Source organism: Agrobacterium sp. MCAB5 (genome assembly GCF_052114365.1).
In the GTDB taxonomy this organism is placed as follows: Bacteria; Pseudomonadota; Alphaproteobacteria; order Rhizobiales; family Rhizobiaceae; genus Agrobacterium; species Agrobacterium tumefaciens.
In genome coordinates this window covers 1-21,447 of record NZ_JBFREP010000004.1, presented here as the reverse complement: position 1 = coordinate 21,447, position 21,447 = coordinate 1, and the positions used below count along the sequence as shown (strand labels likewise).

Genomic DNA, 21,447 nt, shown 5'->3' with positions numbered 1-21,447 from the left:
GGATGGTTTAGAATTTRCGGTGSMGAAACARCGTGTTGCGCGAGCTTGGAGAATCAAGCTCTGAGGCAATTGAATCTGTTTCTTAACGACGCGCGTAATCTGGGTCAGAACAAGAAAAAGCCGCTCAGAAGAGCGGCTCAGGCTGCCTGCAATGTAGGACCCTGCCCGCCAGATTACTCCGGCAAAATCCGAACAGCACCCTTGTCGGCACTGGACGCAAAAGCCGCATAGGCCTTCAGCGCTGTCGTGACGTTGCGCTTGCGGAACTCCGCAGGCTTCCAGCCGAGCTGATCCTGCTCGGCGCGGCGGGCTGCCAGTTCCGCATCCGTAACTTTGAGGTTGATCGTGCGGTTGGGAATATCGATCTCGATCAAGTCGCCCTGACGCACGAGGCCGATAGCACCGCCCTGCGCCGCTTCCGGCGAGGCATGGCCGATGGACAGGCCGGATGTGCCGCCCGAAAAACGTCCGTCGGTGATMAGCGCGCAGGCTTTGCCGAGGCCCTTGGACTTGAGGTAGCTGGTCGGATAGAGCATTTCCTGCATTCCGGGGCCGCCCTTCGGTCCTTCGTAACGAATGACGACGACATCACCTGCCTTGACCTCGTTGGAAAGAATGCCCTTCACCGCCGCGTCCTGGCTTTCGTAAACAACMGCCGGACCGCTGAATTTAAGGATGGATTCGTCGACACCCGCCGTCTTCACGATGCAGCCATCAAGAGCGATGTTGCCATAAAGCACGGCCAGACCGCCATCCTTGGAGAAAGGCTTTTCAACCGAGCGGATAACGCCGTTTTCACCGTCCGTATCCAGATCGTCCCAGCGCGACGACTGGCTGAAKGCCACCTGCGTCGGCACGCCGCCGGGGGCAGCCTTGAAGAACTGCCGCACGGTTTCGCTGTTGGTKCGGGTGATGTCCCAACGGTCGATGGCGTCGCCCAGCGTCGCCTCGTGCACCGTGTAGGTATCGCGATTGAGGAGACCGCCACGATCCAGCTCACCGAGAATGCGCATGATGCCGCCGGCGCGGTGAACGTCTTCCATGTGCACGTCCTGCTTGGCAGGCGCGACCTTGGAAAGGCAGGGAACCTTGCGGGAAAGACGGTCGATGTCTTCCATGCCGAAATCGACACCGCCCTCATGCGCTGCCGCCAGAATATGCAGCACCGTGTTGGTGGAACCGCCCATGGCGATATCCAGCGACATGGCGTTTTCAAACGCAGCCTTGTTGGCAATGGTGCGCGGCAGAACGGTCTCGTCGTCCTGCTCGTAATAACGGCGCGCCAGATCGACGATCAGGTGACCGGCCTCGACGAACAGGCGTTTGCGGTCCGAATGGGTGGCAAGCGTCGAACCGTTGCCGGGCAATGACAGGCCTAGCGCCTCGGTCAGACAGTTCATGGAATTGGCAGTGAACATGCCGGAACAGGAACCGCAGGTCGGGCAAGCGGAACGCTCGATGATCTTGACGTCCTCATCGGAAATCTTGTCGTCCGCAGCTGCGACCATGGCGTCAACCAGATCGAGCGCGACCGTCTTGCCATGCAGAACAACCTTGCCCGCTTCCATCGGACCACCGGAAACGAAGACGGCGGGAATGTTGAGGCGCATCGCCGCATTCAGCATGCCGGGGGTGATCTTGTCGCAGTTGGAGATGCACACCATCGCGTCGGCACAATGGGCGTTGACCATGTATTCGACCGAGTCAGCGATGATTTCGCGCGACGGCAGCGAATAAAGCATGCCGTCATGGCCCATGGCGATGCCGTCATCGACAGCGATGGTGTTGAATTCCTTGGCAACGCCACCGGCSGCTTCGATTTCACGCGCAACGAGCTGGCCGAGATCCTTCAGATGCACATGGCCCGGCACAAATTGCGTGAAGGAATTGACCACCGCGATGATGGGCTTGCCGAAATCGCTGTCCTTCATGCCGGTGGCGCGCCATAGGCCGCGCGCGCCCGCCATGTTGCGGCCGTGGGTTGTCGTTCTGGAGCGATAGACTGGCATGGTGTTTTCCTCGATCTCTTGGGCAGAAGAGCGCATTCCCGCACCGCGGTCAAAATGCCCTCGCCCTATTTTGCGGTTTTTCTAGCGCAAACCGTAAGCCCTGTCACTGTCACCTTCGGGCAAAACAGTACGGTTCGGTACGGTACGCCCGGTTTGAATGTTGCAATTCGCGCGGCCTGTCATCACAAATGCGCGATTTTCGCCGCCCGGCCGCTGTTTTTGCGCAGAGTGCTGAAACATATCTGTGCAGCGGCCGTATAGCCTATCATAATCGATTTATCGCCGATGCACCCGGCTTTTGTGGAGGTTGAAATGCCCGCCTATCGTCCGCCCCTCATCCCGGCACGAGAAATCACGCCGAAGAATATCTACCTCTCGAGACGTGGCTTCCTGCGCACGGCGGCGGGGCTTGCGGCAATCGGGCTTTCCGGCCGCGAGGCTGTCGCTGCTCCGCTTGCTGCCAAAGCAGGCGCTTACAAGCTGGACGAGAAGCTCACCCCGCTCGATGCCGTCACCAGCTACAATAATTTCTATGAGTTCGGAGTGGGCAAATCCGACCCGAAGGAAAATTCCGGCAAGTTCAAGCCCACCCCCTGGACGGTAAAGGTGGATGGCCTTGTCTCCAAACCGCAGGAATTTGGCATCGAAGAGCTGATGAAATATCAGCTAGAGGAGCGCACCTATCGCATGCGCTGCGTCGAGGGCTGGTCGATGGTCATTCCGTGGATCGGTTTCCCTCTCGCCGCACTTCTCGACAAGGTGGAGCCACTCGGCAGCGCGAAATACGTGTCCTTCGAAACCGTGGTGCGGCCGGAGGAAATGCCGGGYCAGAGCGGCCTGTTCCAGCCTCTGTCCTGGCCCTATGTCGAGGGTCTACGCCTAGATGAGGCCCGCCATCCTCTGACCATTCTTGCCGTYGGACTATACGGCGAAACCCTGCCGAACCAGAATGGCGCGCCCATTCGCCTCGTCGTTCCCTGGAAATACGGCTTCAAGGGCATCAAATCCATCGTCCGTATTTCGCTTGTCGAGAAACAGCCGGAAACGACGTGGAAAAACTCCAACGCCCGCGAATACGGYTTCTATTCCAACGTCAATCCGCATGTGGACCATCCGCGCTGGAGCCAGGCAACGGAACARCGCATCGGCGAAGGCGGCTTTTTCGGCACCCAGAACCGCCCTACCCTGATGTTCAACGGCTATGACGAGGTGGCAAGCCTCTATACCGGCCTCGATCTAAAGGCGAATTACTGATCATGGCCCTCGCCTTTTCGCTTCCCTCACTGCCGAAGCGTTACCAGCCGGCAGCCATYTGGTCGCTTTATGTCATCGGCCTCTGTCCCGGCCTCTGGTATTTTTACCTCGCCGCAACCGGCGGCCTCGGCTTCAATCCGGTCAAGGATTTCGAGCACCTGCTCGGAATCTGGGCGCTGCGCTTTCTGTGCCTCGGCTTGCTGGTGACGCCGCTGCGCGATCTCTTCAACGTCAACCTCATCGCCTATCGCCGGGCGCTGGGACTGATCGCCTTCTATTACGTGCTGGCACATTTCAGCGTCTATCTGGTTCTGGATCGCGGCCTGGTCTTCAGCTCCATCGCCGCTGATATTCTCAAGCGGCCCTATATCATGTTCGGCATGGCGGGGCTCGTCATGCTGCTGCCGCTCGCGCTCACCTCCAACCGCTGGTCGATCCGCAAGCTCGGCAGCCGCTGGAACACGCTGCACAAGCTCGTCTATCTCGTGCTCATCGTCGGCGTACTGCATTTCGTGCTGGCGCGAAAATCGATCACGCTCGAGCCGGTGTTTTATATCAGTACGATGGTGGTGTTGCTCGGGTATCGGCTGGTGCGGCCCTCTATCATGGCGGCGAAGAGGGCAAGGCGCGCAAGCCCCGTCCGGACGTAAAGGACGCCACCGCGATCCCGCCGATATAGCAGACGATATTCCACACCGAGAAAACGCGGCCGAGCAGCAAAGCTCCGGCCGCCGTTGCGCGAAACGCGTCCAGCGCCGGGAAATGAACGAGCCGGATCAGTTCCACGACGATGACGGCGATGACGGCGATGTGAACCTCGTAACCGTACCAGCGGGACGGAAGGATGGCCGCCAGCAGCAGATAGACCATCGCCCCCCAGAGCACGGATCCGCCATATTTTACCGCCACGAACGGCAATCCCACCTCGTAGCCGAACGCCCGCAAGCAAAGACCGCCAATGATCACCATCATGGCCGCCGCCAAAAGCCGGATGCGGGCAAAATAAGGCGGGGAAAGGCGTGACAGACCCATGCGAGTTCCTTCCGGTTTTCGTATGAAAATTTAACGGATACAAATCGAGGCGCGAACATGAGCACAGCAACAGGCCCAGCCGCAACCCGCCTCTCGGTTTTGGACAATCTTCTGTGCGATACCTATCCTTGGGGCGAACTCAAGGGCATCAGGCGCTTTGTCATCGAATTTCTCTATTTCGGCATCAAGGAAGCCCGTGCCTGCCTGTTTGCGGGATTGTTCTTCATTTCCATCTTCGTGGTGCCGCATGGTGGGGTATTTGGCATTCCACGTTATGACGTGCTGCTGATCGTCGCGCTCGGCATCCAGTTCTTCATGATCTGGAGCAGGCTGGAAACGCTTGACGAGGCCAAGGTCATCCTGCTGTTCCATATCGTCGGCTTCGCGCTTGAGGTGTTCAAGACGTCAAGCGCTATCCAATCCTGGTCCTACCCCGACTTCGCCTATAGCAAGGTCCTCGGCGTGCCGCTCTTTTCCGGCTTCATGTACGCCGCCGTCGGCAGCTACATCATCCAGGCGTGGCGCCTGCTGGATGTGCGCATTCGCAATTATCCCACCTATTGGATGGCAACGCTGATCGGCATCGCCATCTACGCCAACTTCTTCACCCACCACTTTATCGGTGACTACCGCTGGTACATCGCCGCCTGCGCCATCGGCCTCTATTCCCGCGCAACGGTGGTCTACCGTCCCTATGATCGGGATCGAAAGATGCCGCTGCTTCTCTCCTTCGTCCTGATAGGGTTTTTCGTCTGGCTGGCGGAAAACATCTCCACATTCTTCGGTATCTGGAAATATCCCGATCAGATCGCCGCATGGTCCGTCGTCCATATCGGCAAGTGGAGTTCGTGGTCGCTGCTGGTCATCATGACGTTTACGATTGTCGCGCAACTCAAGCACATCAAGGCCCGTATACACGTTCCGGAGTGAAGCGAGCGCTTTCCAAGCATCGTTAAAAACGACGATTGCAGGACATCGAGCCGATAGAGAGCAATAACATAGATATCATTAAGTAAATCCTGCCAAAAATCTATCGGGCGACATACAAGACAAGCGAAAATTACGAAGTTGGCGTATTTATTGTTCACGACGCCAGCCGCCCTAATGGCTTCTATGTTGATACAGCTTACCCTCGGAACGCCGATATTGTGAAAAAGACCATTACACCCGCACCCGTATTCCTGAAATTTACAGGCTATATGATCCAAGACTTCGAAATGTTCGAAAGCTTGGATGGCGTCTTACTTCTAGGTTTGTATCACTTAACTAAAAAGGAGCGAAATGMGCTCARTACATTCCTTGTATCCCTGTTGCGCTCTGATGTTTCAGATAGCTTGATTGGAGATCTTTGGAACACATCCAATGCTGAATTTGGTGCCGAAGGTAAGGGAATTAGATGGCTTCTCAACCGGACCGTCGAGTTGATCGAAGGTGACGACGGCACTGACGGTTACTATCTGCGTCGTTCATGACTATTCTTTTGGAAAATAAAAAAGCCGGGTGATTTCTCACCCGGCTTTTTAATTCACGACGCCTGAACGGCGTCAGACCTTACGCAGCTTCGGCAGCAGCAGCTTCCGCAGCAACGCGAGCCTTATCGGCTGCGCCCTTGGCGTCAACGTCACGCTCGACGAATTCAACAACGGCCAGAGCCGCGTTGTCGCCCTGGCGGAAGCCAGCCTTCATGATGCGCAGGTAGCCGCCGTTGCGGGTTGCGTAACGCGAAGCGATTGCGTCGAACAGCTTGCGAACAGCGTCCTGATCCTTGATCTGCGAGATCGCCTGACGACGAGCGTGCAGGTCGCCGCGCTTGCCAAGCGTCACGAGACGCTCGACGATCGGACGGATTTCCTTCGCCTTAGGAAGGGTGGTGACGATCTGCTCATGGGTGATGAGCGAAGCAGCCATGTTGGCAAACATTGCCTTGCGGTGGCTGGCGGTTCTATTGAGCTTGCGGCCTGAATTACCGTGGCGCATTGCTATTCTCCTTCTACGCAGGTGCCTTCTCTAAGGCCTGCCGTTTCCTGGCACATGCAGATGACTTATCTGCTGTTTGACGGGGAAAGGCAGTCTTTAAGGTCTGCCTTCTTGTTTGTTAGTATTGGTCTTCGTAACGCTTGGCGAGATCTTCGATGTTCTCAGGCGGCCATGCCGGTACTTCCATACCGAGGTGCAGACCCATGGAAGCGAGAACTTCCTTGATTTCGTTCAGCGACTTGCGACCAAAGTTCGGCGTGCGAAGCATTTCGGCTTCGGTCTTCTGGATCAGGTCGCCGATATAGACGATGTTGTCGTTCTTCAGGCAGTTTGCCGAACGAACGGACAGTTCCAGCTCGTCGACCTTCTTGAGAAGCGCCGGGTTGAACGCGAGTTCGGTAACCGATTCTTCTTCTGCTTCCTTCTGCGGCTCGTCGAAGTTGACGAAGACGCCGAGCTGGTCCTGAAGAATGCGAGCGGCGAAGGCAACGGCGTCTTCGCCGGAAACCGAACCGTTGGTCTCGATCGTCATGATCAGCTTGTCATAGTCGAGAACCTGACCTTCACGGGTGTTTTCCACCTTGTAGGACACTTTCTTGACCGGAGAATACAGGCTGTCCACCGGAATGAGGCCAATTGGGGCATCTTCCGCGCGGTTGCGCTCAGCCGGTACGTAACCCTTGCCGTTGTTGACGGTGAATTCCATGCGGATTTCAGCGCCTTCGTCCAGCGTGCAGATCACGTGGTCGGGGTTCAGGATCTCGATGTCGCCAACCGTCTGGATGTCACCAGCGGTTACCGAACCCGGACCCTGCTTGCGCACGACCATGCGCTTGGAATCGTCACCATCCATCTTGATGGCGATTTCCTTGATGTTGAGCACGATATCCGTCACATCTTCCCGAACGCCGGGGATGGAGGAGAATTCGTGCAGGACACCGTCGATCTGCACGGCCGTAACAGCGGCACCACGCAGAGAAGACAACAGAACGCGACGCAGCGCGTTGCCGAGAGTAAGACCGAAACCACGCTCCAGCGGCTCGGCAACGAGCGTTGCCTTGGTGCGGCTGGACGAGGTGAACTCGACCTTGTTCGGCTTGATAAGTTCCTGCCAGTTCTTCTGAATCATCTTTAAACCTTCCGTTCGCCGCCACCATCCAATCGTGACGGACCGAGCATGAAAACACTGAGAGGAACCTAATTCCGCGGTTCATCAGTGGGTTCTTGAGCGCAAGTCCGTCGATCGAAATCGACGCGCACACGCCAGATACACGAAAATTCCGCCAGACCGAAGGAAAGGCGGAATTTCCGAACCACGGTCGCGTCAGACGCGGCGCTTCTTGCGCGGACGGCAACCGTTGTGCGGGATCGGCGTCACGTCGCGAATGGAAGTGATCATGAAACCGGCAGCCTGCAGAGCGCGAAGTGCCGATTCACGGCCGGAACCCGGACCGCAAACTTCAACTTCAAGCGACTTCATGCCGTGTTCCTGAGCCTTCTTCGCGCAATCTTCAGCAGCGATCTGGGCAGCAAACGGGGTCGACTTGCGCGAACCCTTGAAGCCCTTGGCACCAGCGGACGACCAGGCAATAGCATTGCCCTGTGCGTCGGTGATGGTGATCATCGTGTTGTTGAAGGTCGAGTTGACATGCGCGACGCCCGACGTGATATTTTTACGTTCGCGACGGCGAACGCGTGCGGCTTCCTTGGCCATTTTATACCTTTCATTGATCTCTTCACCGCCGTAACACCAGCGGCTACACCAGCGATCGACCCGTTTCCGAGCTTCACGCCAAACTCAGAAAGGCTGGCGCAGACCGCACCAGCCTCTCCTTTCCGGAGAACCGGAAAATTACTTCTTCTTACCAGCGATAGCCTTCGCCGGACCCTTACGGGTGCGGGCGTTGGTGTGCGTGCGCTGACCGCGGACCGGAAGGCCACGACGGTGACGCAGGCCGCGGTAGCAGCCGAGGTCCATCAGACGCTTGATGTTCATCGAGGTCTCGCGACGAAGATCGCCTTCGACCTGATAGTCGCGGTCGATGGCTTCGCGGATCTGAAGAACTTCAGCATCCGTAAGCTGATGAACGCGCTTGTCAGCCGGAAGACCGACCTTGTCCATGATTTCCTGCGCGAATTTCGGACCAATCCCGTGAATATACGTCAGCGCAATAACAACGCGCTTTGCAGTCGGGATGTTGACGCCAGCGATACGTGCCACGTCTTTTCTCCTTGGTTCCAGTTGCCATCCGGCAAGTGGTGATTCCATTCGAGCGGCCGACACGACCGCCAGTTCAAAATTGATGTCCGTGACAAGTCAAAACGACCGAACCCGGATTTCCCTCCCTTAAGGGAAATCCGCGCCAGTCGCTTGGGATGTCGCGAGTTGGCGCGGTGTTTAACGGAATCAGCGCTAAAAAGCAACCGGCTCCGCCAAGATTCTTTTGCGATCCAAAGGATACGCCGTATCAGGAGCACAGGATTTGCCGGGAAAACCGCCTGCGGTTTTCACCATCCCGCTCCAACCATCAGGCCGAGGCCTTTTCCAGAACCCGTTCGATGGCCGCGGTGACGGCATCGACATCAGCCATGCCATCCAGTGTCACAAGTTCACCCTGCTCGCTGTAATATTGCGACAGCGGCGCAGTCTTCTCGCGATACTCCGTCAACCGCTTGCGGAAGGCTTCCGGATTGTCGTCGGAACGAACCGTGCCACCGGCAGCGATGGTCTCTGCAACGCGATTTTCGATTCGGCGAATCAGCGCCTCCTCGTCCACCTTCAGTTCGATGACGGCATCGAGGGCAACGTTCTTCTTGTGCATGTTCTCGGCAAGCGCCTTGGCCTGCGGAACGGTGCGCGGATAGCCATCGAGAATGAAACCCTTGGCACAGTCCGGAGCTTCGATGCGTTCGGAAACGATCTGATTGACGATATCGTCGGAAACCAGCCCGCCGGCGTCCATGACGGCCTTGGCGCGCTTGCCTATTTCCGTGCCCGCGCTAACCGCAGCGCGAAGCATGTCACCGGTGGAAAGCTGCGGGATCCCGTACTTGTCAGTCAGGCGTTTGGCCTGGGTTCCCTTGCCCGCACCCGGCGGACCTAAAAATATCAGTCTCATCGTCCCCTCTTTCCTCCACGCAACTTCGACTTCTTGATCAGTCCTTCATACTGCTGCGCGATCAGGTGTCCCTGAATTTGCGCAACCGTGTCCAGAGTTACACTGACAACGATCAAAAGCGAAGTACCACCAAGGGCTAATGGAATGCCCGTACGTGCGATAAGTGTCTCAGGAAGGATACACACGAAGACAAGATAAACAGCGCCRACMACCGTGATACGGGTCAGRACGTAATCGATGTACTCCGCGGTGCGCTCGCCCGGACGAATGCCCGGAATGAAGCCGCCATGCTTCTTGAGGTTATCGGCCGTGTCCTTCGGATTGAAGACGATAGCCGTGTAGAAAAATGCAAAGAACGCGATGAGCAGGCCGTAGAGCGCCATGAACAGCGGCTGTCCATGCTGCAGCGACGCGATGATCGAGGTTGCCCAGCCCGGCAGGTTGGTGTTTCCGGCAAAACCGGCAGCCGTCGCAGGCAGAAGCAGCAGCGAGGATGCGAAGATCGCGGGAATAACGCCAGCYGTGTTGAGCTTCAGCGGCAGATGCGAGGTATCGCCCTGGAACATCCGGTTGCCGACCTGGCGTTTCGGATATTGTATCAGCAGACGGCGCTGGGCGCGCTCCACGAAAACGATCAGTGCGATGACGCCGATTGCCACGATAACGACCATGAGGATGAGCGTCGTCGACAGCGCACCGGTGCGGCCGAGTTCCAGCGTGCCGGCAAGCGCCTTGGGCAGACCTGCGGCAATACCGGCAAAGATGATGAGCGAAATACCGTTGCCGATGCCGCGCGAGGTAATCTGTTCGCCAAGCCACATCAGGAACATMGTGCCGCCGAGCAGCGTGATGACGGTGGAAATACGGAAGAACAGGCCAGGATCGACCACGAGGCCGTTGCCGCTCTCAAGGCCGACAGCGATGCCGTAGGCCTGCAGGGTGCCAAGCAGTACCGTGCCGTAGCGCGTGTACTGGTTGATGATCTTGCGTCCGGCTTCGCCTTCCTTCTTCAACGCTTCGAGCGAAGGCACGACCGAGGTCATGAGCTGCACGATGATCGAAGCGGAGATGTAAGGCATGATGCCGAGGGCGAAGATCGCCATACGCTCGACTGCGCCACCCGCAAACATGTTGAAAAGACCGAGAATACCGTTGGCCTGGCCACGGAAGGCCTGCGCATAGGCTTCTGGGTTCAGACCCGGAAGCGGAATGTGGGTACCAAGACGGTAGACGAGAAGTGCGGCAAGAGTAAACCAGAGACGCTTTTTCAGATCCTCCGCCTTAGCGAAGGTCGAAAAATTCAGGTTCGAAGCCAGTTGTTCCGCTGCTGAAGCCATAAATTTCTCCGAATGACCCTTGCCGGCCAGCGAAACCGGCCAATGCGGAAAGGTCTAAAAATACCGGTTCAAAAACGGGCTTCGGACGAACACGGCGTTGCGCCGCCATCATGCCTCACCCTGTTTTTTTATGTCCTATCCCCTCCCTCAAGGAAGTTCAAGAACTGTGAGGCTCTCCCTGCGGCACTTTATGCCGCATGTGGCGCGCATAACAGCTGCACCGCGAAGAGTTTGCCATGATGCCACAATAAATCGATTTAAATCGAGAGCACCATAAGCCAGGGAGCGCAAACGCCCGGAGCGACTATGCCCCGGGCGTCTGAAGTCTATATATTACTCGGAAGCTTCAGCTGCAACTGCGAGAAKCTTGATAGAGCTGCCAGCCTTCTCAATCTTTTCGAGTGCAGGCTTGGAAGCGCCGGCAACTTCAAAAGCAACCTTGCTCGTCAGTTCGCCGTCAGCGAGAATGCGAACGCCGTCCTTGGTGCGACGGATAACGCCAGCAGCCTTGAGAGCAGCAGCATCGATCGTTGCGGAAGCGTCGAGCTTCTTGGCGTCGATGGCGGTCTGAATGCGACCAAGCGATACAACAGCAAATTCGGAAGCGAAAATGTTGTTGAAACCGCGCTTCGGAAGACGACGGTAGATTGGCATCTGACCGCCTTCAAAACCGTTTATGGCGACGCCCGAACGAGCCTTCTGACCCTTCACACCGCGACCACCGGTCTTGCCCTTGCCGGAACCGATACCGCGACCTACGCGGATACGGTCCTTGGTGGAGCCTTCGTTGTCTCTGATTTCATTGAGTTTCATGATAGGTTACTCCGTCTCACTTCTCGTCAACGACGCGAACGAGATGCTGGACCGCACGGATCATGCCGCGAACCGCAGGAGTATCTTCCAGGGTGCGCTGACGGTGCATCTTGTTGAGACCCAGACCGACCAGCGTCTGACGCTGGATTGCCGGGCGGCGGATAGGGCTGCCGATCTGTTCGACCGTAACAGTCTTTTTGGCTTCAGTAGTCTTCTTGGCCATGATCCAGCTCCTTATTCTTCAGAAGCGTTGCCGGAAGCGGCACGACGAGACTGAAGGGTCGCATACTTGAGACCACGCTGTGCAGCGATGTCCTTAGGATGAACCTGATGCTTCAGAGCGTCGAACGTTGCGCGAACCATGTTGTACGGGTTCGAAGAACCGGTCGACTTGGCAACAACGTCATGAACGCCCAGCGTTTCGAAAACAGCGCGCATCGGACCACCGGCGATGATACCGGTACCGGCCTTGGCCGAACGCAGCAGAACCTTGCCTGCGCCGTGACGGCCATTGACGTCGTGATGCAGCGTGCGGCCATCGCGCAGCGGAACGAAGATCAGATCGCGCTTTGCGCTCTCGGTTGCCTTACGGATGGCTTCCGGAACTTCGCGAGCCTTGCCGTGACCGAAGCCAACGCGGCCCTTCTGGTCGCCGACAACGACGAGAGCGGCGAAGCCAAAGCGACGGCCACCCTTAACAACCTTTGCAACGCGGTTGATCGCGACCAGCTTGTCGACGAATTCGCTATCGCGTTCTTCACGGTTCTGGCGGTCGTCGCGAGAACCTCTTTTTTCCTGTGCCATTGTCCTTGTCCTTTTTCTTTTACGGGTGGAACGGCAAACGAAAAGACCACCGGCCTCGATGAAGAGACCCGCATGGTCCGGTGAAATTCCGCCCGGATCGTTGTCAGGGCGGAAACTGCAGCGCCGCGTGTCGAAACCGACACGCAAAGGACGCTGCAGGATCTTGAGTGGTGCGTGACCCYTTCTYTCGATTGCGAACAATCGAAAGGGTCAAGCACTCAGAAGTTCAGACCGCCTTCGCGGGCAGCTTCTGCCACAGCCTTGATACGGCCGTGATAGATGAATGCGCCACGGTCGAATACGACATCCTTGACGCCAGCCTTGACGCCACGCTCTGCAACCAGCTTGCCTACGACAGCTGCTGCTGCAACGTCGGCGCCGGTCTTGAGCGAGCCGCGCAGATCGGCTTCGAGCGTGGAGGCAGACGCAAGCGTCTTGCCAGCAACGTCATCGATGATCTGAGCGTAGATGTTCTTCGACGAGCGATGAACCGACAGGCGCGGGCGGCCATTGGCAACCGCCTTGATCTGGCGGCGCACACGGCTCGCGCGACGTGCAAGTGCTTCTTTCCTGCTAGCCATTTCGCGTGATCCTTACTTCTTCTTGCCTTCTTTGCGGACGATACGCTCTTCAGCGTACTTCACGCCCTTGCCCTTGTAGGGCTCGGGACCACGGTATTCGCGGATTTCCGCGGCAACCTGGCCAACCTGCTGCTTGTTGATGCCGGAAACGATGATTTCCGTCGGCTTCGGAACGGCAATGGTGATGCCGACCGGAGGCTCGTAAACAACATCGTGGCTGAAACCGAGAGCCAGCTGCAGGTTCTTGCCCTGCAGGGCGGCACGGTAACCGACGCCGTTGATTTCGAGCTTGCGTTCGTAGCCGTCCTTAACACCCTTGAAGATGTTCTCGATCATCGTGCGGGACATGCCCCACTTGGAACGAGCTTCCTTGGTGTTGTTGGCCGGCGTTACGGAAACGCCATTATCTTCGAGTTTCAGCTGGATGTCGTCATTAGCGACGAAAAACAGTTCACCCTTCGGGCCCTTAGCAGTGACCTTCTGGCCGTCGACATTGGCCGTAACACCTGCTGGAACCTGAACGGGCTTTTTACCGATACGAGACATTGTTCAATCCTGTCTGTTCGTTATGGAGATCCGTGCTCGGGTCTTAGAAGACCGAGCAAAGAACCTCGCCACCAACGTTCTGTTCGCGAGCTTGGTGATCGGCCATCACGCCCTTCGGGGTCGAAAGGATAGTGATGCCGAGGCCGTTCGCGACCTGCGGAATGGACTTAACCGAGACATAAACTCGGCGGCCCGGCTTAGAAACGCGGCCGATCTCACGGATCACGGACGCGCCTTCGTAGTACTTCAGTTCGATCGTGAATTCGGCCTTGCCGTTTTCGAAATCGACCTTGGAATAACCGCGAATGTAGCCTTCAGCCTGCAGCACGTCGAGAACGCGTGCGCGGAGGCTGGAAGCAGGCGTGCTTACCGAAGACTTACGGCGAGCAGCACCATTGCGGATGCGGGTGAGCATATCACCCAAAGGATCAGTCATGGTCATGTGCCCGTCTCCTTACCAGCTCGACTTGACAATGCCCGGCACCTTGCCGGAATTGCCCAGCTCACGAAGCGCGATACGCGACATCTTGAGTTTGCGATAGAACGCGCGCGGACGGCCCGTTACTTCGCAGCGGTTGCGGATACGCGTCTTCGAGCCGTCACGCGGCAGCGAAGCGAGCTTCAGAGTGGCCTTGAACCGGTCTTCGATCGGAAGGGACTGGTTCATCACGATCGCCTTCAGTGCAGCCCGCTTGGTGGCCTGCTGGGCGACCGACTTGCGGCGGCGCTTGTTCTTTTCAACTGCGCTTGTTTTCGCCATATCGGAGTTCCTTTTCTACGCTCGTCGTTACGGTTAGTGACGGAACGGGAAGTTGAACTCTGTAAGCAGAGCCCGTGCTTCGTCGTCCGACGTCGCCGTCGTGCAAACGATGATGTCCATGCCCCACATCTGATCAACCTTATCGTAGTTGATCTCAGGGAACACAATGTGTTCCTTGATGCCCATGGCGAAGTTGCCACGGCCGTCAAAGCTCTTCGGGTTCAGACCCCGGAAGTCGCGAACGCGCGGCAGCGCGATGTTGACCAGGCGATCAAGGAATTCATACATGCGGGCGCCACGAAGGGTAACCTTCGCRCCGATCGGCATGCCTTCGCGAACCTTGAAACCAGCGATCGAGTTGCGAGCGCGGGTAACAACCGGCTTCTGGCCGGCAATCGCAGCCAGGTCACCGGCAGCAATGGTTGGCTTCTTGGAGTCGGCAGTTGCCTCGCCAACACCCATGTTGATCACGATCTTTTCAAGCTTCGGGATCATCATCACGTTGGCGTAGGAGAACTTCTCCTGCATGGCGCCACGGATACGGGAAACGTACTCCGTCTTGAGACGCGGCTCGTACTTATCAGCCATCGATCACTTCTCCCGAACGCTTGGCCACGCGGACCTTCTTGCCGTCTACAACAGTAAAGCCAACGCGGGTCGGCTTGCCATCCTTATCGACGATGGCAATGTTGGAGATGTGCAAGGACGCTTCCTTGTTGATGATGCCAGCTTCCTGAGCCTGGGTCTGGCGCTGGTGACGCTTCACCATGTTAACGCCACGCACAACGGCCCGATCTTCCTTCGGCAAAACCTGGATTACTTCGCCGGTACGGCCCTTGTCCTTACCGGTCAATACGACAACGTTGTCGCCTTTACGAATTTTCTGCATCGCATACGCTCCTTACAGTACTTCCGGAGCCAGCGAGATGATCTTCATGTGGTTCTTGGCGCGAAGTTCGCGCGGAACCGGTCCGAAGATACGGGTGCCGATGGGCTCTTTCTTGTTGTCGATAAGAACGGCTGCGTTGTTATCGAAACGGATGACGCTGCCGTCAGCGCGACGGATGTCCTTGGCGGTGCGAACGACAACCGCCTTCATCACATCGCCCTTCTTGACGCGGCCGCGCGGAATAGCTTCCTTGATGGAAACGACAATAATGTCGCCAACAGAAGCATATTTGCGCTTCGAGCCGCCCAGCACCTTGATGCACATGACACGACGTGCGCCGGAATTATCCGCCACGTCGAGGTTTGTTTGCATCTGAATCATGTCAGGTCGCCTTCTTGTTGTTACCGGAACGGTTGGGCAAACTCTCCCGAGTGAGCCCCCTGCCCCAGCTTATGAATGTCTCTTTTTTTGCGCGGAAATGTCGTGACAGGGTGGTTTCCCGAAGGACCTTCCGTGCGCATCAAAGCAAAAGACGCTCGATTCACGAGCGTCCTTGCGGTGCTTCATACAGTATTTCGCGCCAAGTACAAGAGACCTGGCGCGATTCTGATGAAATTAAGCCTGGGCGGAAACGACCGTCCAGCGCTTGTCCTTGGAGATCGGTGCGCATTCCTCGATGGAAACGACATCGCCGACCTTATACTGATTGTTTTCGTCGTGTGCCTTGTACTTCTTCGAACGGCGAACGGTCTTCTGGAGCAGCGGGTGAGCGAATCGGCGCTCAACCCGGACTACAACAGTCTTCTCGTTCTTGTCGGACACTACGACGCCCTGCAGAATGCGTTTCGGCATATTATTTTTCCTTAGGCCTTGGCTTCTGCCGCCTTCTGGCGGGCAATGGTTTTAACGCGGGCGATGTCCTTGCGGACTTCGTTGATGCGCGAGGACTTCTCCAGCTGGCCAGTCGCTTTCTGGAAGCGCAGGTTGAACTGCTCCTTCTTCAGATCGGCGAGCTTGTCCTTGAGCTGGTCGGCGCTGAGGCCGCGAACTTCATCGGCTTTCATGTGCCTTGCTCCTTACTCTGCGATGCGCTGTACGAAGCGCGTCTTGACCGAGAGCTTGGCAGCGCCGAGACGAAGCGCCTCGCGGGCGATCTCCTCGGACACACCGTCGATCTCGAACATCATACGACCGGGCTTGACCTTGCATGCCCAGTATTCGACCGAACCCTTGCCCTTACCCATACGAACTTCGGTCGGCTTTGCCGTTACCGGAACGTCWGGGAATACGCGGATCCACACACGACCTGCGCGCTTCATGTAACGCGTGATCGCGCGGCGGGCCGCTTCGATCTCGCGTGCGTTCACGCGGTTCGGTTCCTGCGACTTCAAGCCGAATTCACCGAATGCCAGGTCAAAGCCGCCCTTGGCGACGCCCTTGATGCGTCCCTTGAACTGCTTGCGGTACTTAGTACGCTTTGGCTGCAACATTTTCTTACTTCTCCGAGCTTATCTTTCGCCAGCGTCAATCAAGCGTTTTCGCGACGACGATCGGGACGATCGCCACGCTCACGGCTTGCAGGGCCCTGAGCATCGCCTTCGAGACCACGACGCTCAGAGGCCATCGGATCGTGCTCAAGGATTTCGCCCTTGAAGATCCAGACCTTGATGCCGCAGATGCCGAACGCGGTTTCCGCTTCAGCTGTGCCGTAGTCGATGTCCGCACGCAGCGTGTGCAGCGGAACGCGTCCTTCACGGTACCATTCGGTACGAGCGATTTCGGCGCCACCGAGACGGCCACCGCAGGTGATCTTGATGCCTTCGGCGCCAAGACGCATTGCGGACTGAACCGAACGCTTCATCGCACGGCGGAAAGCCACGCGGCGCTCGAGCTGCTGGGCGATCGACTGAGCGACGAGAGTCGCGTCGATTTCCGGCTTGCGCACTTCAACGATGTTGAGGTGCGTTTCGGAGTTGGTCATCTCAGAAAGCTTCTTGCGRAGCTTCTCGATGTCCGCGCCCTTCTTGCCGATGATGAGACCCGGACGAGCCGAATGGATCGTRACGCGGCACTTCTTGTGCGGACGCTCGATGACAACCTTGGCGATACCGGCCTGCTTGAGTTCCTTGATCAGGTAAGCCCGGATCTTCAGGTCTTCATGCAGCAGCTTGCCGTATTCAGCGGTGTCAGCGTACCAGCGGCTATCCCAGGTACGGTTGATGCCGAGGCGRAAGCCGATCGGATTGATTTTCTGACCCATTATGCGGCCTCCCCTTTTTCCTCAACTTCACGAACAACGATCGTGAGGTGAGAGAACGGCTTTTCAATGCGGGATGCACGACCACGGCCACGAGCGTGGAAACGCTTCATGGTGATGGACTTGCCAACATAGGCCTCGGCGACGACGAGAGCGTCGACGTCGAGGTCATGGTTGTTTTCCGCATTGGCAATCGCAGATTCGAGCGTCTTCTTGACGGTCCCTGCGATGCGCTTGCGGGAGAATTCGAGCTCGGCGAGAGCGCGATCTACCTTCTTGCCACGGATAAGAGCGGCAACCAGGTTCAGTTTCTGGGGGCTGACGCGGAGCGTACGGGCAATGGCCTGAGCCTCATTGTCCTTCAGCCGGCGTTCGGTCTTAGCCTTCGCCATGATTACTTCCTCTTTGCCTTCTTGTCCGCGCCGTGACCGTAATAGGTACGGGTCGGAGAGAATTCACCGAACTTGTGTCCGACCATGTCTTCATTGACAGAGACGGGCACATGCTTGCTGCCGTTGTAGACGCCAAACGTCAATCCGACGAACTGCGGCAGGATCGTGGAGCGACGGCTCCAGATCTTGATTACTTCATTGCGTCCGCTTTCGCGCACCTTCTCAGCCTTAGTGAGAAGATAGCCGTCAACAAACGGACCTTTCCAAACTGAACGAGCCACTTGAGACTTCTCCTCTTACTTCTTGCGCTGATGGCGCGAACGCATGATGAACTTGTCGGTCGACTTGTTCGAACGGGTGCGCTTGCCCTTCGTGGGTTTACCCCACGGAGTAACCGGGTGACGACCACCCGACGTGCGACCTTCACCACCACCGTGCGGGTGGTCGACCGGGTTCATGACGACGCCGCGAACGTGCGGACGCTTGCCACGCCAACGCGAACGACCGGCCTTGCCGTCGTTAGTGTTGCCGTGATCGGAGTTCGAAACTGCGCCGATCGATGCGAGGCAGGAGCCGTGCACCAGACGCTGTTCGCCCGAGTTGAGACGCAGGATAGCCATACCGGCATCGCGGCCGACGAGCTGGACGTACGTACCGGCGGAGCGGGCAATCTGACCGCCTTTACCTGGCTTCATCTCGACGTTGTGGATGATCGAACCGACCGGAATGTACTGAAGCGGCATGGTGTTGCCGGGCTTCACGTCCACTGCCTTGTCGGAGGCGATCACCTTGTCACCGGCAGCGAGACGCTGTGGCGCGAGAATGTAAGCCTGTTCGCCGTCGGTATACGTAACCAGCGCGATGAACGCGGTGCGGTTGGGGTCGTATTCCAAACGTTCAACGGTGCCTTCAACGTCGAACTTGCGACGCTTGAAGTCCACCAGACGGTAGGTCCGCTTGTGACCACCACCCTGGAACCGGACGGTGATCCGGCCTTGGTTGTTGCGGCCACCCTTGGAGCTGAGGCCCTGGGTGAGAGCCTTTACCGGCTTGCCCTTGTAGAGCGAAGCGCGGTCCACGATAACCAGCTGACGCTGGCTTGGCGTGGTCGGATTGAAACTTTTCAATGCCATATTCTTGTTCCCTTTTGGGTCTTTGCCCGCTTGGGCCTAACCTTTAGAGTCCGGTGGACACGTCGATGGATTGACCTTCGGCGAGCGTAACGACGGCTTTCTTGACGTCTTTCAGCTTACCGGCGAACCCACGGAAACGACGGGTCTTACCCTTGCGGATAAGCGTGTTCACAGCCGTGACTTTGACGCCGAAGAGAGCTTCCACGGCAGCCTTGATTTCAGGCTTGGAAGCGCTTTTGGCGACGTTGAATACGACCTGGTTCTGTTCGGATACCAGCGTCGACTTTTCCGTGATCGAAGGAGATACGATCACATCGTAGTGGCGAAGATCCGTCATTTGAACCGCTCCTCCAGAGCCTCTACAGCAGCCTTGGAAAGCACGAGCTTGCCACGACGCAGGATGTCGTAAACATTGATGCCCTGAACCGGCAGAACGTCCACATTCGGGATGTTCTGAGCTGCGAGCTTGAAGTTGCCATCAAGTTCTGCGCCACCGATAACGAGAGCGTTGGTCAGGCCAAGCGAAGCGAAGCTGCCCAGCAGAGCCTTGGTCTTTGCTTCGGACGCGACGAGCTGATCGACGATGATCAGATCTTCAGCCTTCAGCTTTGCAGACAGGGCGTGACGCAGAGCAAGCGCGCGAACCTTCTTGGGAAGGTCGTGTGCGTGGCTGCGAACGACCGGGCCGTGGGCCTTGCCGCCGCCGCGGAACTGCGGTGCGCGAGCCGAATGGTGACGAGCGCGGCCCGTACCCTTCTGCTTGTACATCTTCGCACCAGTACGGGAAACTTCCGCACGGGTCTTGGTCTTGTGCGTTCCCTGCTGCTTCTTTGCAAGCTGCCAGCGAACCATACGGGCCAGGATATCCTGACGGGGATCGAGGCCGAAAATCTCGTCCGACAGAGAAACCTTGCCGGCGTCTTTTCCCTCGAGGGTCTTGACGTTCAATTCCATGATAAGGCTCCCTTACTTCGCGGCCGACTTGACGGCGTCGCGGACGATGATCCAGGCGCCCTTGGAACCGGGAACTGCACCCTTAACGAGGATCAGGCCACGGTCTTCATCGGTCGAAACGACTTCGAGGTTCTGGGTCGTAACGCGCGTCTGGCCCATATGACCAGCCATGCGCTTGCCCTTCCACACGCGGCCCGGATCCTGGTTGTTACCAGTCGAACCGTGCGCACGGTGCGATACGGAGTTACCGTGCGAAGCGCGACCACCACCGAAGTTGTGACGCTTCATAGCACCGGCAAAACCCTTACCGATCGTGGTTCCCGTTACGTCGACCAGCTGGCCGGCCTGAAAATGAGTTGCGGTCAGTGTTGCACCGATATCGATCAGGTTCTCGGGGGAAACCCGGAACTCGACGAGCTTTGCTTTCGGTTCGACATTGGCAGCGGCAAAATGACCGCGAAGCGCCTTCGTCGTGTTTTTGACCTTGGACTGGCCGGCACCGAGCTGAACTGCGGTGTAGCCATTCTTGTCTTCCGTGCGCTGGGAAACGACTTGTACGTTATCCATCCGCAATACTGTTACTGGAATATGTTCACCAGCGTCGTTGTAGACGCGGGTCATACCCACTTTCTGTGCAATCACACCTGAACGCATTGGTTCATCCTCTTGCGAGCCTTGAAGGGAAAACCCTTTTTGGCCTTTGTTAAGGAGTGCCCTTCGACATCTCACGATGTTTCCGGTCTCCGGATTGGAAGCCGTTGGATTTCTCCACGTACCTTCCTTGTTATATGGCCCTCACTTGGATGAGGTCAGGCCAGTCTTAGAGCTTGATTTCCACGTCAACGCCGGCAGCCAGGTCAAGCTTCATCAGAGCATCGACGGTCTGCGGGGTGGGGTCAACGATATCGAGAAGACGCTTGTGCGTCCGCATTTCGAACTGTTCACGGCTCTTCTTATCAACGTGAGGAGAGCGGTTGACGGTAAACTTTTCGATGCGGGTGGGGAGCGGAACCGGGCCGCGAACGCTGGCGCCGGTGCGCTTTGCGGTCGACACGATTTCACGGGTAGAGGCATCGAGGATCCGGTGATCGAACGCCTTGAGGCGGATACGGATATTCTGGCCGTTCATTCGTCTTGTCCTTGTTCTTTGTTATTCGTTTCCGCACGCGGAAACACATGAACTTCTATTGATCGTGGCGCCGCAGATTTTCAAAAATCGAGAGGGATGCGCGTCGCACCCCAATCATTTCAGTAGTCTGTATTGCTAAAACACCGCGCTCCGCAATTGCTTGCGAATCCAGCGGGTGAGTGTGAATGCGCGTTTACGCGCTTTCACCGAATTTTTCAAGCACTAAAAATGCAACGCCGCCAGGCTTTTTTACTAAAAGCCCGGCGGCGGTGTGGGTAACACCGCCGCCGGTCTGAATTTCAACGTCGTGAAATTACTCGACGATAGAAGCGACGATGCCGGCGCCGACGGTACGGCCGCCTTCGCGGATAGCGAAGCGCAGCTTTTCTTCCATCGCGATCGGAACGATMAGCTCGACTTCAACAGTSACGTTGTCGCCAGGCATAACCATTTCCGTGCCT

General features: G+C 57.3%; 33 protein-coding genes and 1 pseudogene. 4 read left to right on the top strand and 30 right to left on the bottom strand.

All coding sequences use genetic code 11. The features are described 5' to 3' along the window. Positions 1-173 precede the first annotated feature (173 nt). Entirely contained in the window at positions 174-2,009 is a 1,836-nt protein-coding gene (gene ilvD / locus AB4Z23_RS10775) for a dihydroxy-acid dehydratase (RefSeq protein ID WP_013636431.1), read from the bottom strand. A gap of 312 nt (positions 2,010-2,321) precedes the next feature. On the opposite strand from ilvD, the gene msrP reads away from it, so the two are divergent. Beyond that, on the top strand, positions 2,322-3,263 hold the full coding sequence (gene msrP, locus AB4Z23_RS10770) for a protein-methionine-sulfoxide reductase catalytic subunit MsrP (protein ID WP_421477573.1): 942 nt from the start codon (positions 2,322-2,324) through the stop codon (positions 3,261-3,263). A gap of 2 nt (positions 3,264-3,265) precedes the next feature. Next, entirely contained in the window at positions 3,266-3,913 is a 648-nt protein-coding gene (gene msrQ / locus AB4Z23_RS10765) for a protein-methionine-sulfoxide reductase heme-binding subunit MsrQ (RefSeq protein WP_080798280.1), read from the top strand. Here the strand turns inward: msrQ and AB4Z23_RS10760 are convergent. After that, positions 3,867-4,295, bottom strand: a complete 429-nt coding sequence (locus AB4Z23_RS10760) for a ribosomal maturation YjgA family protein (protein ID WP_421477571.1) — start codon at positions 4,293-4,295, stop codon at positions 3,867-3,869. The genes msrQ and AB4Z23_RS10760 overlap by 47 nt on opposite strands. Before the next feature lie 57 nt (positions 4,296-4,352). Here AB4Z23_RS10760 and AB4Z23_RS10755 point away from each other — a divergent pair, with 57 nt between their 5' ends. Together AB4Z23_RS10755 and AB4Z23_RS10750 are read left to right on the top strand one after the other, a co-directional pair. After that, positions 4,353-5,225, top strand: coding sequence for a DUF817 domain-containing protein (locus tag AB4Z23_RS10755; RefSeq protein WP_441360096.1), 873 nt, complete (start codon positions 4,353-4,355; stop codon positions 5,223-5,225). A gap of 218 nt (positions 5,226-5,443) precedes the next feature. Continuing rightward, a complete protein-coding gene (locus AB4Z23_RS10750; RefSeq protein ID WP_441360095.1) occupies positions 5,444-5,767 on the top strand; it encodes a hypothetical protein in 324 nt (107 codons plus the stop codon). A gap of 79 nt (positions 5,768-5,846) precedes the next feature. Here AB4Z23_RS10750 and rplQ read toward each other — a convergent pair whose 3' ends face one another. The 28 genes and pseudogenes from rplQ to tuf all read right to left on the bottom strand — a co-directional run. Continuing rightward, positions 5,847-6,272 (bottom strand): 50S ribosomal protein L17, encoded by a 426-nt coding sequence (gene rplQ, locus AB4Z23_RS10745; protein ID WP_003495230.1) that lies wholly within the window; start codon positions 6,270-6,272, stop codon positions 5,847-5,849. Between the two features lie 118 nt (positions 6,273-6,390). Then, a complete protein-coding gene (locus tag AB4Z23_RS10740; RefSeq protein ID WP_003516121.1) occupies positions 6,391-7,401 on the bottom strand; it encodes a DNA-directed RNA polymerase subunit alpha in 1,011 nt (336 codons plus the stop codon). 195 nt (positions 7,402-7,596) lie between these two features. Then, positions 7,597-7,986, bottom strand: coding sequence for a 30S ribosomal protein S11 (gene rpsK / locus AB4Z23_RS10735; protein ID WP_003495225.1), 390 nt, complete (start codon positions 7,984-7,986; stop codon positions 7,597-7,599). 138 nt (positions 7,987-8,124) lie between these two features. Next, complete coding sequence (gene rpsM / locus AB4Z23_RS10730) at positions 8,125-8,493, bottom strand: 30S ribosomal protein S13 (RefSeq protein ID WP_003516122.1); 369 nt, start codon at positions 8,491-8,493, stop codon at positions 8,125-8,127. A gap of 307 nt (positions 8,494-8,800) precedes the next feature. After that, positions 8,801-9,391: an adenylate kinase gene (locus AB4Z23_RS10725; protein ID WP_003516123.1), complete on the bottom strand. Its 591-nt coding sequence runs from the start codon at positions 9,389-9,391 to the stop codon at positions 8,801-8,803. After that, on the bottom strand, positions 9,388-10,728 hold the full coding sequence (gene secY / locus AB4Z23_RS10720; protein WP_003516124.1) for a preprotein translocase subunit SecY: 1,341 nt from the start codon (positions 10,726-10,728) through the stop codon (positions 9,388-9,390). Before secY ends, AB4Z23_RS10725 begins: the two co-directional genes overlap by 4 nt. A gap of 333 nt (positions 10,729-11,061) precedes the next feature. Continuing rightward, a complete protein-coding gene (gene rplO / locus AB4Z23_RS10715; protein WP_441360094.1) occupies positions 11,062-11,541 on the bottom strand; it encodes a 50S ribosomal protein L15 in 480 nt (159 codons plus the stop codon). Positions 11,542-11,557: 16 nt separating this feature from the next. Further along, complete coding sequence (gene rpmD, locus AB4Z23_RS10710; protein WP_003495212.1) at positions 11,558-11,764, bottom strand: 50S ribosomal protein L30; 207 nt, start codon at positions 11,762-11,764, stop codon at positions 11,558-11,560. 11 nt (positions 11,765-11,775) lie between these two features. Then, the gene (gene rpsE / locus AB4Z23_RS10705) at positions 11,776-12,345 is read right to left on the bottom strand and encodes a 30S ribosomal protein S5 (protein ID WP_003516126.1); all 570 of its coding nucleotides are present in this window, start codon (positions 12,343-12,345) and stop codon (positions 11,776-11,778) included. 218 nt (positions 12,346-12,563) lie between these two features. Further along, positions 12,564-12,926 (bottom strand): 50S ribosomal protein L18, encoded by a 363-nt coding sequence (rplR, locus tag AB4Z23_RS10700; protein ID WP_003516127.1) that lies wholly within the window; start codon positions 12,924-12,926, stop codon positions 12,564-12,566. Positions 12,927-12,938: 12 nt separating this feature from the next. Beyond that, positions 12,939-13,472 carry a 50S ribosomal protein L6 gene (gene rplF, locus AB4Z23_RS10695; protein WP_003516129.1) on the bottom strand — a complete coding sequence of 178 codons (534 nt, stop codon included), beginning with the start codon at positions 13,470-13,472 and terminating at the stop codon, positions 12,939-12,941. 43 nt (positions 13,473-13,515) lie between these two features. Then, positions 13,516-13,914, bottom strand: coding sequence for a 30S ribosomal protein S8 (gene rpsH, locus AB4Z23_RS10690; RefSeq protein ID WP_003516131.1), 399 nt, complete (start codon positions 13,912-13,914; stop codon positions 13,516-13,518). 12 nt (positions 13,915-13,926) lie between these two features. After that, complete coding sequence (gene rpsN, locus AB4Z23_RS10685) at positions 13,927-14,232, bottom strand: 30S ribosomal protein S14 (protein WP_003495202.1); 306 nt, start codon at positions 14,230-14,232, stop codon at positions 13,927-13,929. Positions 14,233-14,265: 33 nt separating this feature from the next. Further along, positions 14,266-14,820, bottom strand: coding sequence for a 50S ribosomal protein L5 (gene rplE / locus AB4Z23_RS10680; RefSeq protein WP_003495201.1), 555 nt, complete (start codon positions 14,818-14,820; stop codon positions 14,266-14,268). Continuing rightward, entirely contained in the window at positions 14,813-15,121 is a 309-nt protein-coding gene (gene rplX / locus AB4Z23_RS10675) for a 50S ribosomal protein L24 (RefSeq protein WP_003516133.1), read from the bottom strand. The genes rplE and rplX overlap by 8 nt, the downstream gene beginning before the upstream one ends. Before the next feature lie 12 nt (positions 15,122-15,133). After that, positions 15,134-15,502: a 50S ribosomal protein L14 gene (rplN, locus tag AB4Z23_RS10670; RefSeq protein ID WP_003495199.1), complete on the bottom strand. Its 369-nt coding sequence runs from the start codon at positions 15,500-15,502 to the stop codon at positions 15,134-15,136. Positions 15,503-15,736: 234 nt separating this feature from the next. Beyond that, on the bottom strand, positions 15,737-15,973 hold the full coding sequence (gene rpsQ / locus AB4Z23_RS10665) for a 30S ribosomal protein S17 (RefSeq protein ID WP_003495195.1): 237 nt from the start codon (positions 15,971-15,973) through the stop codon (positions 15,737-15,739). Positions 15,974-15,984: 11 nt separating this feature from the next. Further along, positions 15,985-16,185: a 50S ribosomal protein L29 gene (rpmC, locus tag AB4Z23_RS10660; RefSeq protein ID WP_003495193.1), complete on the bottom strand. Its 201-nt coding sequence runs from the start codon at positions 16,183-16,185 to the stop codon at positions 15,985-15,987. Between the two features lie 12 nt (positions 16,186-16,197). Continuing rightward, a complete protein-coding gene (rplP, locus tag AB4Z23_RS10655; RefSeq protein ID WP_003516136.1) occupies positions 16,198-16,611 on the bottom strand; it encodes a 50S ribosomal protein L16 in 414 nt (137 codons plus the stop codon). 38 nt (positions 16,612-16,649) lie between these two features. Further along, positions 16,650-17,381 (bottom strand): 30S ribosomal protein S3, encoded by a 732-nt coding sequence (rpsC, locus tag AB4Z23_RS10650; RefSeq protein ID WP_003516138.1) that lies wholly within the window; start codon positions 17,379-17,381, stop codon positions 16,650-16,652. Beyond that, the gene (gene rplV, locus AB4Z23_RS10645) at positions 17,381-17,770 is read right to left on the bottom strand and encodes a 50S ribosomal protein L22 (protein ID WP_003495184.1); all 390 of its coding nucleotides are present in this window, start codon (positions 17,768-17,770) and stop codon (positions 17,381-17,383) included. Before rplV ends, rpsC begins: the two co-directional genes overlap by 1 nt. Positions 17,771-17,772: 2 nt before the next feature. Further along, positions 17,773-18,051: a 30S ribosomal protein S19 gene (gene rpsS, locus AB4Z23_RS10640; protein ID WP_003507772.1), complete on the bottom strand. Its 279-nt coding sequence runs from the start codon at positions 18,049-18,051 to the stop codon at positions 17,773-17,775. Positions 18,052-18,066: 15 nt separating this feature from the next. Then, positions 18,067-18,903, bottom strand: a complete 837-nt coding sequence (gene rplB / locus AB4Z23_RS10635; RefSeq protein WP_003516146.1) for a 50S ribosomal protein L2 — start codon at positions 18,901-18,903, stop codon at positions 18,067-18,069. Positions 18,904-18,946: 43 nt separating this feature from the next. Further along, positions 18,947-19,240: a 50S ribosomal protein L23 gene (locus tag AB4Z23_RS10630; protein ID WP_003495178.1), complete on the bottom strand. Its 294-nt coding sequence runs from the start codon at positions 19,238-19,240 to the stop codon at positions 18,947-18,949. After that, positions 19,237-19,857 (bottom strand): 50S ribosomal protein L4, encoded by a 621-nt coding sequence (rplD, locus tag AB4Z23_RS10625; RefSeq protein ID WP_003516147.1) that lies wholly within the window; start codon positions 19,855-19,857, stop codon positions 19,237-19,239. Before rplD ends, AB4Z23_RS10630 begins: the two co-directional genes overlap by 4 nt. 12 nt (positions 19,858-19,869) lie before the next feature. After that, entirely contained in the window at positions 19,870-20,511 is a 642-nt protein-coding gene (gene rplC / locus AB4Z23_RS10620) for a 50S ribosomal protein L3 (protein WP_003516149.1), read from the bottom strand. Between the two features lie 166 nt (positions 20,512-20,677). Next, the gene (gene rpsJ / locus AB4Z23_RS10615) at positions 20,678-20,986 is read right to left on the bottom strand and encodes a 30S ribosomal protein S10 (protein ID WP_003507767.1); all 309 of its coding nucleotides are present in this window, start codon (positions 20,984-20,986) and stop codon (positions 20,678-20,680) included. 313 nt (positions 20,987-21,299) lie between these two features. Beyond that, a pseudogene (gene tuf, locus AB4Z23_RS10610) lies at positions 21,300-21,447 on the bottom strand (elongation factor Tu); the annotation flags it as partial.